The organism is Sedimentimonas flavescens (assembly GCF_019264375.1).
Lineage (GTDB): Bacteria > Pseudomonadota > Alphaproteobacteria > Rhodobacterales > Rhodobacteraceae > Rhodobacter > Rhodobacter flavescens.
In genome coordinates this window covers 50,802-65,607 of sequence record NZ_JAHVAI010000006.1, presented here as the reverse complement: position 1 = coordinate 65,607, position 14,806 = coordinate 50,802, and the positions used below count along the sequence as shown (strand labels likewise).

At 65.6% G+C, this 14,806-nt stretch carries 13 protein-coding genes; 4 read left to right on the top strand and 9 right to left on the bottom strand.

What is annotated here, in order from left to right; translation table 11 throughout:
* Positions 1-52 precede the first annotated feature (52 nt).
* The 5 genes from rpsP to KTQ37_RS07600 form a co-directional block, all read right to left on the bottom strand.
* Positions 53-406, bottom strand: a complete 354-nt coding sequence (gene rpsP, locus KTQ37_RS07620; RefSeq protein ID WP_218629907.1) for a 30S ribosomal protein S16 — start codon at positions 404-406, stop codon at positions 53-55.
* Positions 407-448: 42 nt separating this feature from the next.
* Complete coding sequence (locus KTQ37_RS07615) at positions 449-745, bottom strand: chorismate mutase (RefSeq protein ID WP_218629906.1); 297 nt, start codon at positions 743-745, stop codon at positions 449-451.
* Positions 742-1,284 (bottom strand): GNAT family N-acetyltransferase, encoded by a 543-nt coding sequence (locus KTQ37_RS07610; protein ID WP_218629905.1) that lies wholly within the window; start codon positions 1,282-1,284, stop codon positions 742-744. The genes KTQ37_RS07615 and KTQ37_RS07610 overlap by 4 nt, the downstream gene beginning before the upstream one ends.
* 3 nt (positions 1,285-1,287) lie before the next feature.
* On the bottom strand, positions 1,288-2,796 hold the full coding sequence (ffh, locus tag KTQ37_RS07605) for a signal recognition particle protein (RefSeq protein WP_218629904.1): 1,509 nt from the start codon (positions 2,794-2,796) through the stop codon (positions 1,288-1,290).
* A 237-nt stretch (positions 2,797-3,033) separates the two neighbouring features.
* A complete protein-coding gene (locus KTQ37_RS07600; RefSeq protein ID WP_218629903.1) occupies positions 3,034-3,606 on the bottom strand; it encodes an FMN-dependent NADH-azoreductase in 573 nt (190 codons plus the stop codon).
* A 113-nt stretch (positions 3,607-3,719) separates the two neighbouring features.
* On the opposite strand from KTQ37_RS07600, the gene KTQ37_RS07595 reads away from it, so the two are divergent.
* A complete protein-coding gene (locus tag KTQ37_RS07595; RefSeq protein ID WP_236021126.1) occupies positions 3,720-4,604 on the top strand; it encodes a LysR family transcriptional regulator in 885 nt (294 codons plus the stop codon).
* Here KTQ37_RS07595 and KTQ37_RS07590 read toward each other — a convergent pair whose 3' ends face one another.
* The 4 genes from KTQ37_RS07590 to KTQ37_RS07575 are packed head-to-tail and all read right to left on the bottom strand — an operon-like array spanning position 4,605 to position 9,441.
* Positions 4,605-5,819 carry an OpgC family protein gene (locus KTQ37_RS07590; protein WP_218629902.1) on the bottom strand — a complete coding sequence of 405 codons (1,215 nt, stop codon included), beginning with the start codon at positions 5,817-5,819 and terminating at the stop codon, positions 4,605-4,607. It lies immediately after the preceding gene.
* Complete coding sequence (mdoH, locus tag KTQ37_RS07585; protein WP_218629901.1) at positions 5,812-7,599, bottom strand: glucans biosynthesis glucosyltransferase MdoH; 1,788 nt, start codon at positions 7,597-7,599, stop codon at positions 5,812-5,814. Before mdoH ends, KTQ37_RS07590 begins: the two co-directional genes overlap by 8 nt.
* A gap of 4 nt (positions 7,600-7,603) precedes the next feature.
* Complete coding sequence (locus KTQ37_RS07580; protein ID WP_218629900.1) at positions 7,604-7,819, bottom strand: hypothetical protein; 216 nt, start codon at positions 7,817-7,819, stop codon at positions 7,604-7,606.
* Entirely contained in the window at positions 7,816-9,441 is a 1,626-nt protein-coding gene (locus KTQ37_RS07575; protein ID WP_218629899.1) for an OpgD/OpgG family glucan biosynthesis protein, read from the bottom strand. Before KTQ37_RS07575 ends, KTQ37_RS07580 begins: the two co-directional genes overlap by 4 nt.
* 460 nt (positions 9,442-9,901) lie before the next feature.
* Here KTQ37_RS07575 and KTQ37_RS07570 point away from each other — a divergent pair, with 460 nt between their 5' ends.
* Genes KTQ37_RS07570 through KTQ37_RS07560 form a run of 3 tightly spaced genes read left to right on the top strand, consistent with a single transcriptional unit; the run spans position 9,902 to position 14,804 of the window.
* Positions 9,902-12,829 (top strand): monovalent cation/H+ antiporter subunit A, encoded by a 2,928-nt coding sequence (locus tag KTQ37_RS07570; RefSeq protein ID WP_218629898.1) that lies wholly within the window; start codon positions 9,902-9,904, stop codon positions 12,827-12,829.
* Entirely contained in the window at positions 12,829-13,173 is a 345-nt protein-coding gene (locus tag KTQ37_RS07565) for a Na+/H+ antiporter subunit C (RefSeq protein WP_218629897.1), read from the top strand. Before KTQ37_RS07570 ends, KTQ37_RS07565 begins: the two co-directional genes overlap by 1 nt.
* Positions 13,173-14,804 carry a monovalent cation/H+ antiporter subunit D gene (locus tag KTQ37_RS07560; protein ID WP_218629896.1) on the top strand — a complete coding sequence of 544 codons (1,632 nt, stop codon included), beginning with the start codon at positions 13,173-13,175 and terminating at the stop codon, positions 14,802-14,804. The genes KTQ37_RS07565 and KTQ37_RS07560 overlap by 1 nt, the downstream gene beginning before the upstream one ends.
* The last annotated feature ends 2 nt before the right edge of the window (positions 14,805-14,806 follow it).

The window sequence follows — 14,806 nt, the reverse complement described above, 5'->3', positions numbered from 1 at the left end:
GGGCATCGCTGCCCGGCCCGTATTTCTAGCCGAAATCAGGCGCTTGGCCAGATTATTCTTCGGCCGGAGCGGCAGCCTTGGCGGCTTTCTCTTCGGCGCGCTTCTTGGCGCGCTCGCCCGGCTCGGCTTTCTTCATGTTCTTGCGCTCGGTTTTGGCCAGAACGCCGGCAGCTTCGAGGAAGCGGGCCACGCGGTCGGTCGGCTGGGCGCCCTGGCCGAGCCAGTACTGCACGCGCTCCATGTCCATCTTGACGCGGTCTTCCGAGTCCTTGGCCAGCAGCGGGTTGTAGGTGCCCAGCTTCTCGAGGAAGCGGCCGTCGCGCGGCATGCGCGAGTCCGACGCGACGATCGCGTAGTGCGGACGCTTTTTCGAGCCGCCACGGGCGAGACGGATTTTCATAGCCATGGTGTTTCTCCTTTGGATGGCTTGGTGCGGGCTAACAGCCCGTCATTTCTGGAAATTCTCGTGATGCCGGATCACTTCGGAAATCACGAACGAGAGGAATTTGCGGGCGAATTCGGGGTCGAGGTCGGCCTCTTTCGCCAGCCGTTCGAGCCGTTCGATCTGTTGCGCCTCGCGCGTGGGATCGGACGGCGGAAGGTCGTGCTCAGCCTTGAGGCGGCCCACCGACTGGGTGTGCTTGAACCGCTCGGCCAGGGTATAGACGAGGATCGCATCGAGCCGGTCGATCGAGGCGCGATGCCCTTTCAGCAACTCGGCGGCGCGGGTGACGGGATCGGTCATGCGAGATCCTCCGGGCAGGGATGACGGTAGACGAGCGCCTCTGCATCGCCCGGGAAGGGCGCGGCGTTGGGGTCGATCACGGCGCCCAGACGTTCGGCCAGCGCGCGCGAGCGGGTATTGGCGGGCGCGATATAGCTGACGGCGGTCTTCCAGCCGAGCGTGCGGAAGGCGTGGTCGCGCGCGGCGGCGGCAGCCTCGGCCATCAGGCCATTGCCTTCGTTCTCGGCACTCCACATGGTCCAGCCGATCTCAAATTCCGGCCAGTTGATCGGCGCCCAGGGGCCGGTCATGCCAAGGCCGCGGTCGCTGTCATGGGTGGTGATGACAAAGCTGCCCCAGCCGCGCATGACCCAATGGCCGATAACGCCCGCCCAGGCCCGCCAGGCCAGCGCCTCTTCCGGCGCGGTCGCGGCGGAACGGATCCAGTTGCCACGCTCCGACATGAAGAAATCGCGCCAATGCTCCCAGTCCCGCGCGGCGGGCGCGCGGAGCACGAGACGCTCGGTCTCGAGAACCGGAGTGGGCGAAAGCGCGATCATGGCTTACTTCTTCTTGCCGAGGCCAAGGCCGGAAAGGCCGCCCGGAAGGCCCATGCCGCCCATGCCGGGCAGCTTGCCTAGGCCCGGCATCTTGCCGATTGCCTTGGCGGCCTCTTCCATCTTGGCAGGGTCCATCTCGCCCGCAGCCGGAAGGCCGCCGCCCTTGCCCTGCATCGCGGCCATGGCTTGCTTCAACATGCCGCCTTTGCCCATCTTGCCGATCTTCTTCATCGTATCGGCCATCTGGCGGTGCATCTTCAGCAGGCGGTTCAGCTCGCTCACCTCAAGGCCCGCACCGGCGGCGATACGTTTCTTGCGGCTGGCTTGCAGCATCTCGGGCTTGGCGCGCTCAAGCTTGGTCATCGAGTTGATTAGCGCGATCTGGCGGCGGATGGTGCGGTCGTCAAAGCCCGCGTCCTCGGCGGCCTTGGCCATCTTGCCCATGCCCGGCATCATCGACATCACGCCCTGCATGCCGCCCATCTTGAGCATCTGCTCAAGCTGGCCCTTCATGTCGTTCATGTTGAACAGGCCCTTGGCGAAACGCTTCGCCATGCGCTCGGCCTGTTCCTTCTCCAGCACTTCCTGCGCGCGCTCGACCAGGGCGACGATGTCGCCCATGCCGAGGATGCGGCCCGCGATACGCTCGGCCTCGAAGGTCTCCAGCGCGTCCATCTTTTCGCCAAGACCCACGAAGCGGATCGGCTTGCCGGTGGTGGCGCGCATCGAGAGCGCCGCACCGCCGCGCCCGTCGCCGTCCATCCGGGTCAGAACGACGCCCGAAATGCCGACCTTGTCCTCGAACTCCTGCGCGACCTCGACGGCGACCTGACCGGTCAGGCCGTCGACGACCAGAAGCGTCTCGCGCGGGTTGACCGCGTCGCGCACGGCCTGAACCTCGTCCATCAGGACTTCGTCGATATGCAGGCGGCCCGCGGTGTCGAGCATGTAGACGTCGTAGCCGCCGAGCGTCGCCTGTTGCTTGGCGCGCTTGGCGATCTGCACGGCGCTTTCGCCCTTGACGATCGGCAGGGTGTCGACGCCGATCTGCTGGCCCAGGATCGCCAACTGCTCCATCGCCGCGGGGCGGTAGATGTCGAGCGAGGCCATCAGCACGCGCTTGCCATTGCGGTCGCGCAGGCGGCGGGCGAGTTTTGCGGTGGTGGTGGTCTTCCCCGAGCCCTGAAGGCCGACCATCAGGATCGGCGCGGGCGGGTTGTCGATTTTCAGCGCATCGGCCTCGCCGTCGCCCGAGAGCATGGCGATCAGCTCGTCATGGACGATCTTGACGACCTGCTGGCCGGGGGTGACCGATTTGGTAACGGCGGCGCCGGTGGCCTTGGCCTCGACCGCCTTGATGAAGTCGCGCGCGACCGGCAGCGAAACGTCGGCCTCAAGCAATGCCACGCGGACCTCGCGCAGCGCGGTGCGCACGTCGTCGGCCGAAAGTGCGCCCTGTTTCGTCAGGCGCTCGAATACGCCGCCAAGGCGTTCTGAGAGACTTTCGAACATCGGCACCTCCTTCAGGTGGCCGGCAAACCCGGCGAACAAACGACAAGCGCACCAGTGGGCGCAACGCGCTGACTGGTGGCGATCCCTGCTTCATGCGGGGACCGGAGGAATCTGCCTCCGGGGAATCTGGGGTTCCTTAAGCAAAAAGCCCCCCGGAGTCAACCGAGGGGCTTTGCAGCGCCGCGCCGCCCCCGCCTGCTGAACACGGGATGGCGGGGACGCGCGGCGCGGGGGAGATCAGGCCGAGAGCTTTTCGATCTGCGCCTCGGCGCGGGCCACCGCCGCGGCTTCGTCGGCGGCCACGCCTTCGGCGGCAACAAAGCTCACATCGGTGATGCCGATGAAGGCCAGAACCTGCTTGATATAGGCCGAGGCGAGATCAACCGCCGAGCCGAGCGGCACGCCGCCCGAGGCATAGGCCACGATCACGCGCTTTGGGCCGGCAAGGCCCTGCGGGCCGTTCTCGGTGTAGCGGAAGGTCTCGCCCACGCGGCAGATCTGGTCGATCCAGGCCTTGAGCGGGCCGGTCACGCCAAAGTTGTAGATCGGCATGCCGATCACCAGCACGTCGGCGGCCTTGATCTCCGCGATCAACTCGTCCGACAGCGCGAGCGTCGCTTTCTGCGCGGCGGTGCGGTTCTCTGCCGGGGTATAGGCGGCGCCGATCCAGGTGCCGTCGATCAGCGGAATGGTGGTGGTGTCACGCTCGGTTACCTCGCCGCCGAGGCGGGCAAGGATCGAGTCGGTGAGCTTGTGGGTCACCGAGGCGGGGCCTTTGATCGAGCTGTCGATCCGCAGAACTTTGGTCATGTGTATGTGTCTTTCGGCTGGGAGGAGGTCGTTTGCATCTGCGGAATAGATTGTCTCTTGCGTTCGTGAACTCAACTGGCATGATTGCACTTGTTTTGTTCGTAGGTGCACATATGCCATTGGAGAATTGGGACGAGATCCGGACGGCCTATCAGGTGGCGCGGGTGGGCACGGTTTCTGGCGCCGCGGAGGTGCTGGGCGTGCACCACGCAACCGTCATCCGCCACGTTGACGCGCTGGAGACCCGGCTGGGCGCCAAGCTGTTTCAGCGCCACCCCCGCGGCTATACGCCGACCGAGGCGGGGCAGCAGCTTCTTTCCGTCGGCAAGGCGACCGAGGATCAGTTCGCGCAACTTGCCGCGCGGATCGCGGGTGCGGGCGAAGAAATCACCGGCGAGCTGATCGTGACCTCGCTGCCGACCGTGTCAGGTTTCGTGCTGCCCGCGCTGAGTGCGCTGATGGCGGACCACCCCGGCCTGCGCATCCGCTACCTGACCGACCAGCGCGTGTTCCGGCTGGAATATGGCGAGGCGCATGTGGCGATCCGCGCGGGCTCGCGCCCGACCGAGCCCGATAACGTGGTGCAGGCGCTTGGTGCGCATCTGGTCGGGCTATATGCCAGCGACGATTACATCGAGCGCAACGGGATGCCAACCGAAGAGACGCTGGCCAGCCACCGCTTCATTGGCGCCGAGCAGCGCGATAGCCGCGCGCCGTTCTTCGTGTGGATGGCGCAGCATATCCCACCCGAACAGGTGGTCTTGCGCGCCAATGACCCGGAGGGTCAGCGTGCCGCAGTACGCAACGGGGTGGGGCTTGGCTTCCTGCCAGCGATTGAGGCCCGCGCGGCCTCACATCTGGTCGAGGTGATGGGACCGCGGCCGGAATGGGAATCGCCGCTTTGGCTGGTGACCCATGTGGACCTGCACCGCACGCCCAAGGTTCAGGCGGCGCTGAAGGTTCTCAAGGAAATGGCAACGCGCTGCGCAATGCTGTGATCAGCGCGCTGGCTTGGCGCGCAGGCGTGGCGCCGCTGCGGGCATGTCCTGCACCGGGCGCGTGACCGGCGCCGGGGCCTTGGCGTGATCGGTGCTGCGCAGCCACTCGCGGGTGCGGGCGAAACCGTATTGCAGGCCAAGACCGCCGAGGATCAGCACACTATCCTGCACGAAACCGCCCGGGTGCACCTCTTTGATCGCCTGCGCGAGGATCGCCAGCACCGTGCCCATGGCAAAGACCGGCAGGCCGTGGCGGCCCATCAGGCGCACCGGCGCCATGACGCGCGAGGCGGCGATGGCGGGCACGATGCCGGGCAGGCTGAGCACATAGGCCAGCGCAAGGATATGCAGGAGGCGCGGGCCCGACACGAAGGTCTTGTCGAAATCCACCAGGAAGAAGGGCACGTCCCACTGGCGCAGCTGCCACGAGACATGGCCGAGCGTGGCCATCAGGTAGTCCGACTTCACCCAGATCGCGCAAAACCCGAGCCACGCGACGGCAGGCCAGATCAGGCCGCGCTTGACGGGCACGAACCGCTCGCCCTTGCGCAGGGCAAGGCCGGTCAGGATGCCAAGGCTGAACAGAAGCTGCCAGGCGAAGGGGTTGAAGAACCAGCCGCCCTCAAACGGGTAGTTCGGCAAATTGAGCCGCAGCATCCCCGTCAGCACCCAGAAGCCGATAGTAAAGCCCAGCAATCCCATCGGGTTGCGCTGCCCCAACCGGATCAGGAAGGGCGCGGCCAGCAGAAGCGCCGCGTACATCGGCAGGATGTTCACATAGCCCAACTGGTGGCCAAGCGTGGCGATCCCGATCAGGAAGGCCAGAGGGTCTTGGGTGAGCGGTTTGAAGGCGTTGCGGGTCAGCAGCGCCTCGCCGCCATACCATTTCGCGGCGGTGGCCACGATGGCGATGGCCAGCATCGCGGTGACGATATGCACCATGTAAAGCAGCCAGGACCGGCCCCAGATCTTGCGGAAGGCGGGGATGTTCAACCCGTCCTTGAGCTTGGGCCCATAGGCCAGCGCGGCGGCGACGCCCGACATGAAGACGAACGCCTCGGCCGCATCCGAATGCCCGAAATTGCGCGAGGTCAGCATCTCGTAGATCGTGCCGGGCACATGGTTGAGGTAGATCATCACCAGCGACAGGCCGCGGAAGAAATCAAGCCGCGGATCGCGGGCACCGGTCGGTAGGGGGGCGTGGGTCTTAGGCATGGATCTTCTCCGGCGCGGCGGGGGAGGGTGCCTCGATCTGGTCAAGCGCGGCGGTCCAGCGCTCGAAAATCGTATCATGCAGTTGCATCACCGGTGCGGGGGAATACTCGGTCGGAACGCCCATCAACTGGCCCGTCGAGGGGCGCGAGGACCACCACAGCAGCACCGGCGCGAAGATCATCGGCCCGCCCACCGGCAGCAGCCACAGGAACAGACCGCGCGCAAAGGCATAGGTGGCGATCAGGCCCAGAAGGCCGATCGCCACGATCCAGTAGGAGGCGGCGAGGCTGTCGCGCAGGCTCAGTGTGCCATCACCGCGGTTGTTGGTGGGCCAGCCGCCATCGCGGCCCAGAAGCACCTGAAAGACCGAGCGGGTGGCATACATCAAGAGCACCGGCGCGGTGAGCGACGAGAACCCAAGCTCCCCCAGCGTCGAGGCGAAGGCGCGCCCCGATCCGCCAAAGCCCTGCGCGCGGCCGGTCCAGGCGGCGCGGGCGGCGATCAGGATCTTGGGCAGCAGCAGCAGGCCGAAGATGCCGATGGCCAGTCCCACCGCTTTCGACGCCTCGGACGGCGGGAAATAGGGGAAGGGCCAGTAGGGCTCGGGGAAGTAATCGGGCGGCGGGGCCATCAGCGGCGCGGCGATCGAGGCCAGGATGAAGCCAAGCCAGAACAACGGCGCGATATAGGCCATGATGCCCTGCGCAAAGACAAAGCGCGACCAGGCCCGCAGCCCCGGCGCGCCGATGATGCGCGAGTGTTGCAGGTTGCCCTGACACCAGCGGCGGTCGCGCTTGGCGTGATCGACGATATTCTCGGGGCCTTCCTCGAAGCTGCCGCCAAGGTCGTCGTCAAGCCGGACGATCCAGCCTGCGCGCGCCAAAAGCGCGGCCTCGACGTAATCGTGGCTCATGACATGGCCGCCGAACGGGGGCTTGCCCTTCAGCGCGGGCAGGCCACAGCTTTCGGCGAAGGCGCGCACGCGGACGATGGCGTTATGACCCCAGAACGGGCCGGTCTCGCCCTGCATCATGGCCAGACCGCGTGCGAAGACCGGCGAGAAGAACGAGGCCGAGAACTGCATCGCCCGGCCAAAGCGCGAGCGCGCGCGGATCACCTTGGGCAGGGTTTGCAGCAGGCCAAGGCGCGGCTCTGCCTCCATCCGGCGGATCATCTGGAGGATCGTCTCGCCTTCCATCAGGCTGTCGGCATCCAGGATCACGGCGTAATCATAGGCGCTGCCCGAACGGGTGATGAAATCCTCGATATTGCCGGCCTTCTTGCCCACGTTCTGCTCGCGCCGGCGGTAGAAGAAGCGGCCCATCCCGTCGCGGTCCCGCACCAGATGCGCGAACATCTGCACTTCGCGGCGGGCGATGGTCTCGTTGCGGGTGTCGGAGAGAATGGCGAAATGCACCTGCGTCGGATCGCCGGTCGCGGCCAGCGAGGCATCCATGGCGGCAACGCGCGAGAAGGTCGCCAGCGGGTCCTCGTTATAGACCGGCACCAGCACGATCGAACGGCCACGGATCGGGGCGCTCGGGTCATAGACGGGCGGGCGCGCGAAGGAGGTCAGGCCGATCAGTGCCTGCACCGCGCCCCAGGCCAGCCAGAGGGTCGAGATCAGGATCAAGAGCGCGCGCAGGATATCCAGCGTATCGAGCCCGTCGGCCTCACCGAACTGCAGGAACAGCACAAAGGCACCCAGCCCGGCAATCAGGCTGAGCGCGAGCGCAAGCCCGCGCAGGGCGTAAAGCCCGAGGCGCGCGGTCCGCGTCACGATCTCAGAGGCCAGCCCCGGCCGACGGGGCTGCGGGGTGGTGCGGCAGCAGGCTGCCGAAGAGGCGACGCATCAGGCCGATCTGGGCCTCGATCACCTGCGGCGGCATGGCCATCGGCGCCTGCGGCAGCGCGCAGGGGCCGGCAACCAGATCCGCCGGGGTCAGGGAGGCCAGATAGTCGATCGGGGTAGCCGCCGTGGGGAGGGTATGTGCGGTCATGCCTTGATCCATTGATAAAGCCAGGTTTCGGTCAGTTTGCGGCCGTAGCCCGCGATATGCGCGGAAAGCTCCACGGTTGCGCCTTTCGGGGCGGCCACGTCAAGCACGAGCCGCCAGATGTCGGTGCCCCAGATATGCGACAGCGTCTGGGTCTCTATCTCGCCGTTGGTGACGGTGGTCACGATCTTCAGCGCGTCGCCCGCGTCGCCCGGCAGGTTGCCCAGCATCCCGCCCTTGAAGTCGATGACGAATTTGCGCGTGCCCTCGGTGTTCTCGACGCCCGAGACGCCGCCGATCCCGGCGCGGGTTTCCAGCACATGCGCGCGGTCGTCGCGCCCGTCATAGGGCAGATCGCCCCACCGCAGGCGGTAGGCGAATTCGCGGCTCTCGCCAGCCTTGACGGCACCCTCGGGCACCCAGAAGGCGACGATATTGTCGTTGACCTCGAGATCCGAGGGGATCTCGACCAGACGGATCGCGCCGCGGCCCCAGTCGCCCATCGGCTCGACCACGCAGGAGGGGCGCTTCTCATAGAAGGCGGCGGCGTCCTGATAGTGATCGAACTCGCGGTCGCGCTGGTACAGGCCGAAGCTTTTCGGAGCGGTCTCGGCGAAATAGCTCGACGCAAGGCGCGAGGGGTTCGAGAGCGGACGCCAGAACATGTCGCCATCCGCGCGCACGATGCCCAGACCGTCGCTGTCATGGACGTTCGGGCGGAAGTCGTCGAATTCGTGGCGGTTGCGCTCGGCGAACAGGAACATGGAGGTCAGTGGCGCGACGCCAAGTTGTTCGATGTCGGACCGGAAGAAGAGGCGGGCGGTCACGTCCATCACCGTCTCGGCGCCGGGCGTGATGACGAAGCGATAGGCGCCGGTCAGCGAGGCGCTTTCCATTGCGGCATGAACCACGATCTGCTCGGCGCCGCCCATCGGGCGCTCGATGTAGAAGCGGGTGAAGCGGGGGAACTCCTCGGCCACCGGAAGGCCGGTGTTAACCGCAAGGCCACGCGCCGAAAGACCATAGGCCGAGCCGCGGCCGAGGGCGCGGAAATAGGAGGCACCCTGGAAGGCCACCAACTCGTCGAAGATATCGGGGCGGTTGAGCGGGTTGTGCAGGCGGAAGCCGGCAACGCCGGGCAGCTGCGCATGTTCGGGCACGTGGTCGCGTGCCTCGCGCTCATAGATGAAATCGTCGGTGTCGAAGCCCATGATCCGGGCCTGGCCGTCGTTGATCTCGTAAAGCAGCACCGGCTCCTTGAAGAGCCAGCCCATGTGGAAGGCATGCAACTGGAACTGTGCGCCCTCGATCTCGGCGAAACGCGCGCGTTCGGGATTGAAGCGGATCAGGCGGTAGTCGTCATAGGTCAGACCCGACAGGAAGCTTTCAGGGATCTGGACCGAGACCGGAGGCTGCGTCGAAAGCGCGCGCATTTCCTCGGACAGGGCGTCGAAGCTGAACGCTTGCTGCGGCGCAGCAACGACAGGCGCAGGGGCTGGCGTTTCCTGCGCGAAGGCCATGCGCGGAAGTGCTGTGGTGCAGGCAAGCGCTCCGCCCGCACTGAGTGCGGCGATCAGGCGGCGACGGGTCAAGAGAGATGCGGAAAGAGGCCGGGCTACAGACATTTATTTTCCAAGGTATCTCAGATAGTTCTAAAGGCCACCCGCAGGCAGCCTTGTCGCCAATTTCTTACGCATAGTGCTGAAAAACTTGCAAGAGAGCATTGCGTTACAGAAGGGTCAACTGCATGTGAAATGCAGCTTTCCGCGGGTTGTTGCCGCTCCGCAGCAAATGGTCGGCAATTTATTGCTTGGCAGCCCGTTTTCCGGGCATTTTCTGTCGCGATCCAGCGTGGTGTTCGGCGGACGCATGCAACGCCGCGCGCCGCACCCAAGCACTGAGTCGCGCCGGGCGGGCGAATGTTAGCGGACGTCACGCGCCGATTTCATGGCGGTTATGCTTGACAGTCGGGGGTGGCTTTCGCACTTAGGGATAACACTAGCGCCACAGGCTTGGCGCGCGCGGCCTGTCACAGCGGACGGGGGTGTGCGCCTCCAAAGGCCCGCCGGAGAACGGACCAGAAAGATGTCGCCTGCCCTTATCGCCGCCCTTCCCTTCCTCGGAGCCTTGCTGCCGGGTATCCTGATCCGAACGGGTCGCTCGAATACCGCGTTCGCGGCGGGGCTGACCTCGGGGCTGGCACTGCTGGGGCTGTTGTTGCACCTGCCCGCAGTGATGCGTGGCGAGGTCGTGCAGGCGCGGTTCGAATGGCTGCCCGCGATTGGCCTGAATGCCAATTTCATGATCGACGGTCTGGGGATGCTGTTTGCGACGCTGATCCTGGGGATCGGCATCCTGATCATCATCTATGCGCGCTTCTACCTGACCAAGGCCGATCCGGCGGGGCAGTTCTACACCTATCTTCTGCTGTTTCAGGGCGCGATGGTGGGCATCGTTCTGTCAGATAACATCCTGCTTTTGCTGGTGTTCTGGGAGCTGACGTCGCTGTCGTCCTTCCTGCTGATCGGGTTCTGGAAGCACCTGCCCGAGGGTCGACAGGGCGCGCGTATGGCGCTGACGGTGACCGGCCTTGGCGGGCTTTCGATGATCGCGGGGATGCTGATCCTGGGCAACATCGCGGGCAGCTACGACATCTCGGTCATCCTGACGCAGAAGGCCGCGATCCAGGCCAGCCCGCTTTATCTGCCGGCGCTGATCCTGATCCTGGGCGGGGCCTTCACCAAGTCGGCGCAGTTCCCGTTCCATTTCTGGCTGCCGCATGCGATGGCCGCGCCGACGCCGGTCTCGGCCTATCTGCACTCGGCCACCATGGTGAAGGCGGGGCTCTTCCTGATGGCGCGGCTGTGGCCGGTGCTCTCGGGCACGCCCGAGTGGTTCTACATCGTCGCCACGACCGGCCTCATTACCATGCTGATCGGCGCCAAGATCGCGCTCTTCAAGGATGACCTGAAGGCGCTGCTGGCTTTCTCGACCGTCTCGCATCTGGGCCTGATCACCTTCCTGCTGGGGCTTGGCACCAAGACGGCCGCAGTGGCGGCGGTCTTCCACATCATCAACCACGCGACCTTCAAGGCCGCGCTGTTCATGAGTGCCGGGATCGTCGATCACGAAACCCATACACGCGACCTGAAGCGCCTCGGCGGGTTGCGCCACCTGATGCCGGTGACGGCGACCATCGCCACCATCGCGGCGCTGTCGATGGCGGGGATCCCGCTCTTTAATGGCTTCCTGTCGAAGGAACTGATGCTTGAGGAGGCCGCGCATACCGTCTGGGCGGGTGCGGCGTGGTTGGTGCCGCTGGTCGCGGTGATCGCGGCGCTGTTTTCGGCCGCCTATTCGTTCCGCTTCATAGTGCATGGCTTCTTCGGCCCGGTGCGCGACGACTATCCGCACAAACCGCATGATCCGAATTTCGGCATGTGGCTGAGTCCTGCTTTCCTTGTCGTGCTGGTGGTGCTGATCGGCCTGATGCCGATGACCTTCGCCGGGCCGGTGGTGCAGATGGCGGCCGATGCGGTCGTCGGCGGCGGGCTGCACATGCATCCGATCAAACATTGGCACGGGCTGACCCCGGCGCTCGTCATGTCGATGATCGCGACGGCTGGCGGTATCGTGCTGCTGCTCAGCTTTGCCCCCCTCAAGCGCATGTGGGAGGCCGCCCCGCGCCCCGAGGCCAAGGCGATCTTCGACTGGATCGTGGCGCGCTGCGCCTGCGTGGCAAGCTGGATCACCTCGGGTCTGCACAACGGTTCGATGGCGCGCTACCTGATGATGTTCACGCTGGCCTCGATCGCAGTGGGCGTCTGGGCCTGGAGCGGCGGCACGCAGGGCCCTGCCACGCGTGAGATGCTGCCGATCACGCCGGTCGCGCTGGTGGGTTGGGTGATGCTGATCACCGCCACGGGCTGCGTTGTCGCCTTCCACCATAACCGCTTCCTTGCGCTGGTGCTGATCTCGATCGTCGGCCTGATCGTATCGATCTGCTTCATCTATCTCTCGGCGCCCGACCTTGCGCTGACGCAGATCTCGGTCGAGATCGTGACGGCGGTGCTGATGCTTTTGGCGCTGAACTTCCTGCCCAAGACGACCAAGATCGAGTCGAGCCGCCTCAAGCAGGGCTTCGACGCGGTGCTGTCCATTGCGGGCGGTCTCGGGATCGGCGCGCTGATCTATGCGCTGATGGTGCGCGACTTCGCCTTCGAGACAATGTCGAACTACCATTTGGCAAACTCCTACAAGCTGGGCGGCGGCGACAACGTCGTGAACGTGATCCTCGTGGACTTCCGTGGCTACGATACCTACGGCGAGGTCACGGTGCTCGGCATCGCCGCGCTGGTGATCTTTGCGCTGACTGAGGCGCTCCTGAATGGCACGGCTTCGAAGAAGCTGATCGCATGGCGCCCCGACATGCTGCGCGGCGGCGACAAGCACCCGCTGATGCTTCTGGTGGCGACGCGTGTGTTGCTGCCCATCGCGCTGCTGGTTGGCGTGTTCATCTTCCTGCGCGGGCACAACCTGCCGGGCGGGGGGTTCATCGCCGGTCTTGTGGTCGCTATCGCGCTGGTCATGCAATACATGGCCTCGGGCTTTGCCTGGACCCAGGCGCGGCAGAAGGTTTACTACCATGTGCTGATCGCCTGCGGGGTGCTGGCCGCCGGGATCACCGGCGCCGGTGCCTGGTTCAACGGGATGCCGTTCCTGACCTCGGACTTCGGCTATTTCAAACTGCCCGGGCTTGAGAAGTTCGAACTGGCCACGGCGGCGGGCTTCGATCTGGGCGTGTTCCTGGGGGTCGTCGGCTCGGTGCTGCTGGCATTGGGCGGGCTGAGCCGTCTGGCCCGGCGCGCAGCCGTGCTGGATGAGGAAAGAGGTGCCCATATCGTGGCCGAGAAACCCGAGGCGCGCGAGGTCGCGGCGGTTTCCTCGGTAGCTTACCCTGAGGGCACACCGCTGCCGCGCCGCTGGCTGAAAGCGCGTGGGGAGGAACAATAATGGAAGCTCTGGTTGCAAGCGCTGTCGGCATCATGACCGCCGCGGGGATCTATCTGATCCTGCGGCTACGGACCTTCCCGGTGGTTCTGGGCATGGCGATGCTGTCCTACGCGGTGAACATCTTCCTGTTCGCCACCGGACGGCTGGCGGTCAACCTGCCACCGATCCTCGGCCATGCGGGCGCCGAGACCGCCGGTTACACCGACCCGATCCCGCAGGCGCTGGTTCTGACCGCCATCGTGATCTCGTTCGGGATGACGGCCGTGGTGGTGATGCTGTCGCTTGGCGCCTTCATCGAGGCAGGCGATGACCGGATCGATCTCGGGCCGGAGGAGAAGAAGTGATGGATCACTGGATCGTCGCACCGGTCGTTCTGCCGGCTTTTCTGGCGCCGCTCATCGTGCTGTGGATGCGCTTCGATCTGCGCTCGCAGCGGGTTTTCTCGGTCGCGGGGATGACCGCGCTGGTCGCGCTGGCGATCGCGCTGGCGGTTTCGGCCAGCACAAATGGTCCCGAGGTCTACCGCCTTGGCAACTGGGAGGCGCCCTTCGGCATCGTCCTGGTGCTCGACCGTCTCTCGGCCCTGATGCTGCTGCTAACCTCGGTGCTAGGGCTTGCTGTCGTGCTCTACTCGATCGGCTCGGGATGGGACAAGCGGGGGTGGCATTTCCATTCGCTCATGCAGTTCCAGATGATGGGGATCAACGGCGCCTTCCTGACGGGGGATGCGTTCAACCTCTTTGTCTTCTTCGAGGTGCTGCTGATTGCCTCCTATGGCCTGATGATCCATTCGGGCGGCGAGGCGCGGCTGAAGGCGGGCGTGCAATATGTGGTCTATAACCTCGCGGGTTCGACGCTGTTCCTGTTCGCGCTCGGCACGATCTATTCGGTCACCGGTACGCTGAACATGGCCGATCTGGCGCAGAAAGTGGCGGTAATGCCGGCCAGCGAGACAGGCCTTCTGCGCGTCGGCGCGGGGCTTTTGATGCTGGTCTTCGCGGTCAAGGCCGCGCTGGTGCCGTTTCAGTTCTGGCTGCCCGCGACCTATACCAACGCGCCCGGTCCGGTGGCGGCGCTGTTTGCGATCATGACCAAGGTCGGCGTCTATGCCATCGTGCGGATCTATACTCTGGTCTTCCCGGCGGGCGGCACGATCGGCTGGCTCGCGCAGGAGGTGCTTCTGCCCGCCGCCGCCATCAGCCTGATCATCGGCATGATCGGCGTTCTGGGCGCGCGCGACATGGGGCGCACCGTGGCCTATTCGGTGATCGGTTCGGTCGGCACGATGATGCTGGCCTTCGCGCAATTCACCGAAGGCGCGACCGGCGCGGGCCTTTACTACATGGTGCATTCGACGCTGGCTGCGGCCGCGCTGTTCCTGATCGTCGATCTGGTGCGCGAGCGGCGCGGGGCGGCGGGCCTTGCGATCACGCCGGTGCCGCCCATTCGCAACGCCGGGCTGATCGCGGGGATGTTCTTTGCGGGCGCTATCGCCATGGCCGGGATGCCGCCGCTGTCAGGCTTCATCGGCAAGCTGATGATCCTCGATGCGACGCGCGGCCAGTGGTGGCTCTGGGGCGTCGTGCTGGTGACCTCGCTCATCGCCATCGTGGGTTTTGGTCGTGCGGGCTCGACCGTGTTCTGGAAGGCCCACGCCGCTGCGGGCGATCAGCCGGAGCCCACCAAGGACGCAAGCTCGCCGGGTCTGGCCTTCACCGCGACCGGAGGGCTGATCGCGGGGCTTGTTGCGCTGACGGTTTTTGCCGGCCCGACAACTGCCTGGCTGAATGCCACGGCGCAGCAGCTCTACACGCCCTCGGCCTATATCGATGCGGTGATGGTGGGCGCCTATGAGCGGGCCTGGGCCGCGACCTCGGGGCATGAGGACAGCCACGCGGACGAACCCGCCGAGAGCCACGCACCCGCCGAGGATCACGGCACTGACGCCCCGGCTGAGCCGGCCAGCGGATATTGAGG

What these genes read in the sequence shown, in the direction of transcription:
- KTQ37_RS07570 (WP_218629898.1), top strand. Translation starts at nt 9,902, where the DNA reads ATGTCGCCTGCCCTTATCGCCGCCCTTCCCTTCCTCGGAGCCTTGCTG.
- rpsP (WP_218629907.1), bottom strand. Translation starts at nt 406, where the DNA reads ATGGCTATGAAAATCCGTCTCGCCCGTGGCGGCTCGAAAAAGCGTCCG.
- KTQ37_RS07580 (WP_218629900.1), bottom strand. Translation starts at nt 7,819, where the DNA reads ATGACCGCACATACCCTCCCCACGGCGGCTACCCCGATCGACTATCTG.
- KTQ37_RS07615 (WP_218629906.1), bottom strand. Translation starts at nt 745, where the DNA reads ATGACCGATCCCGTCACCCGCGCCGCCGAGTTGCTGAAAGGGCATCGC.
- KTQ37_RS07560 (WP_218629896.1), top strand. Translation starts at nt 13,173, where the DNA reads ATGGATCACTGGATCGTCGCACCGGTCGTTCTGCCGGCTTTTCTGGCG.
- KTQ37_RS07595 (WP_236021126.1), top strand. Translation starts at nt 3,720, where the DNA reads ATGCCATTGGAGAATTGGGACGAGATCCGGACGGCCTATCAGGTGGCG.
- KTQ37_RS07610 (WP_218629905.1), bottom strand. Translation starts at nt 1,284, where the DNA reads ATGATCGCGCTTTCGCCCACTCCGGTTCTCGAGACCGAGCGTCTCGTG.
- KTQ37_RS07565 (WP_218629897.1), top strand. Translation starts at nt 12,829, where the DNA reads ATGGAAGCTCTGGTTGCAAGCGCTGTCGGCATCATGACCGCCGCGGGG.
- KTQ37_RS07575 (WP_218629899.1), bottom strand. Translation starts at nt 9,441, where the DNA reads ATGTCTGTAGCCCGGCCTCTTTCCGCATCTCTCTTGACCCGTCGCCGC.
- KTQ37_RS07590 (WP_218629902.1), bottom strand. Translation starts at nt 5,819, where the DNA reads ATGCCTAAGACCCACGCCCCCCTACCGACCGGTGCCCGCGATCCGCGG.
- ffh (WP_218629904.1), bottom strand. Translation starts at nt 2,796, where the DNA reads ATGTTCGAAAGTCTCTCAGAACGCCTTGGCGGCGTATTCGAGCGCCTG.
- KTQ37_RS07600 (WP_218629903.1), bottom strand. Translation starts at nt 3,606, where the DNA reads ATGACCAAAGTTCTGCGGATCGACAGCTCGATCAAAGGCCCCGCCTCG.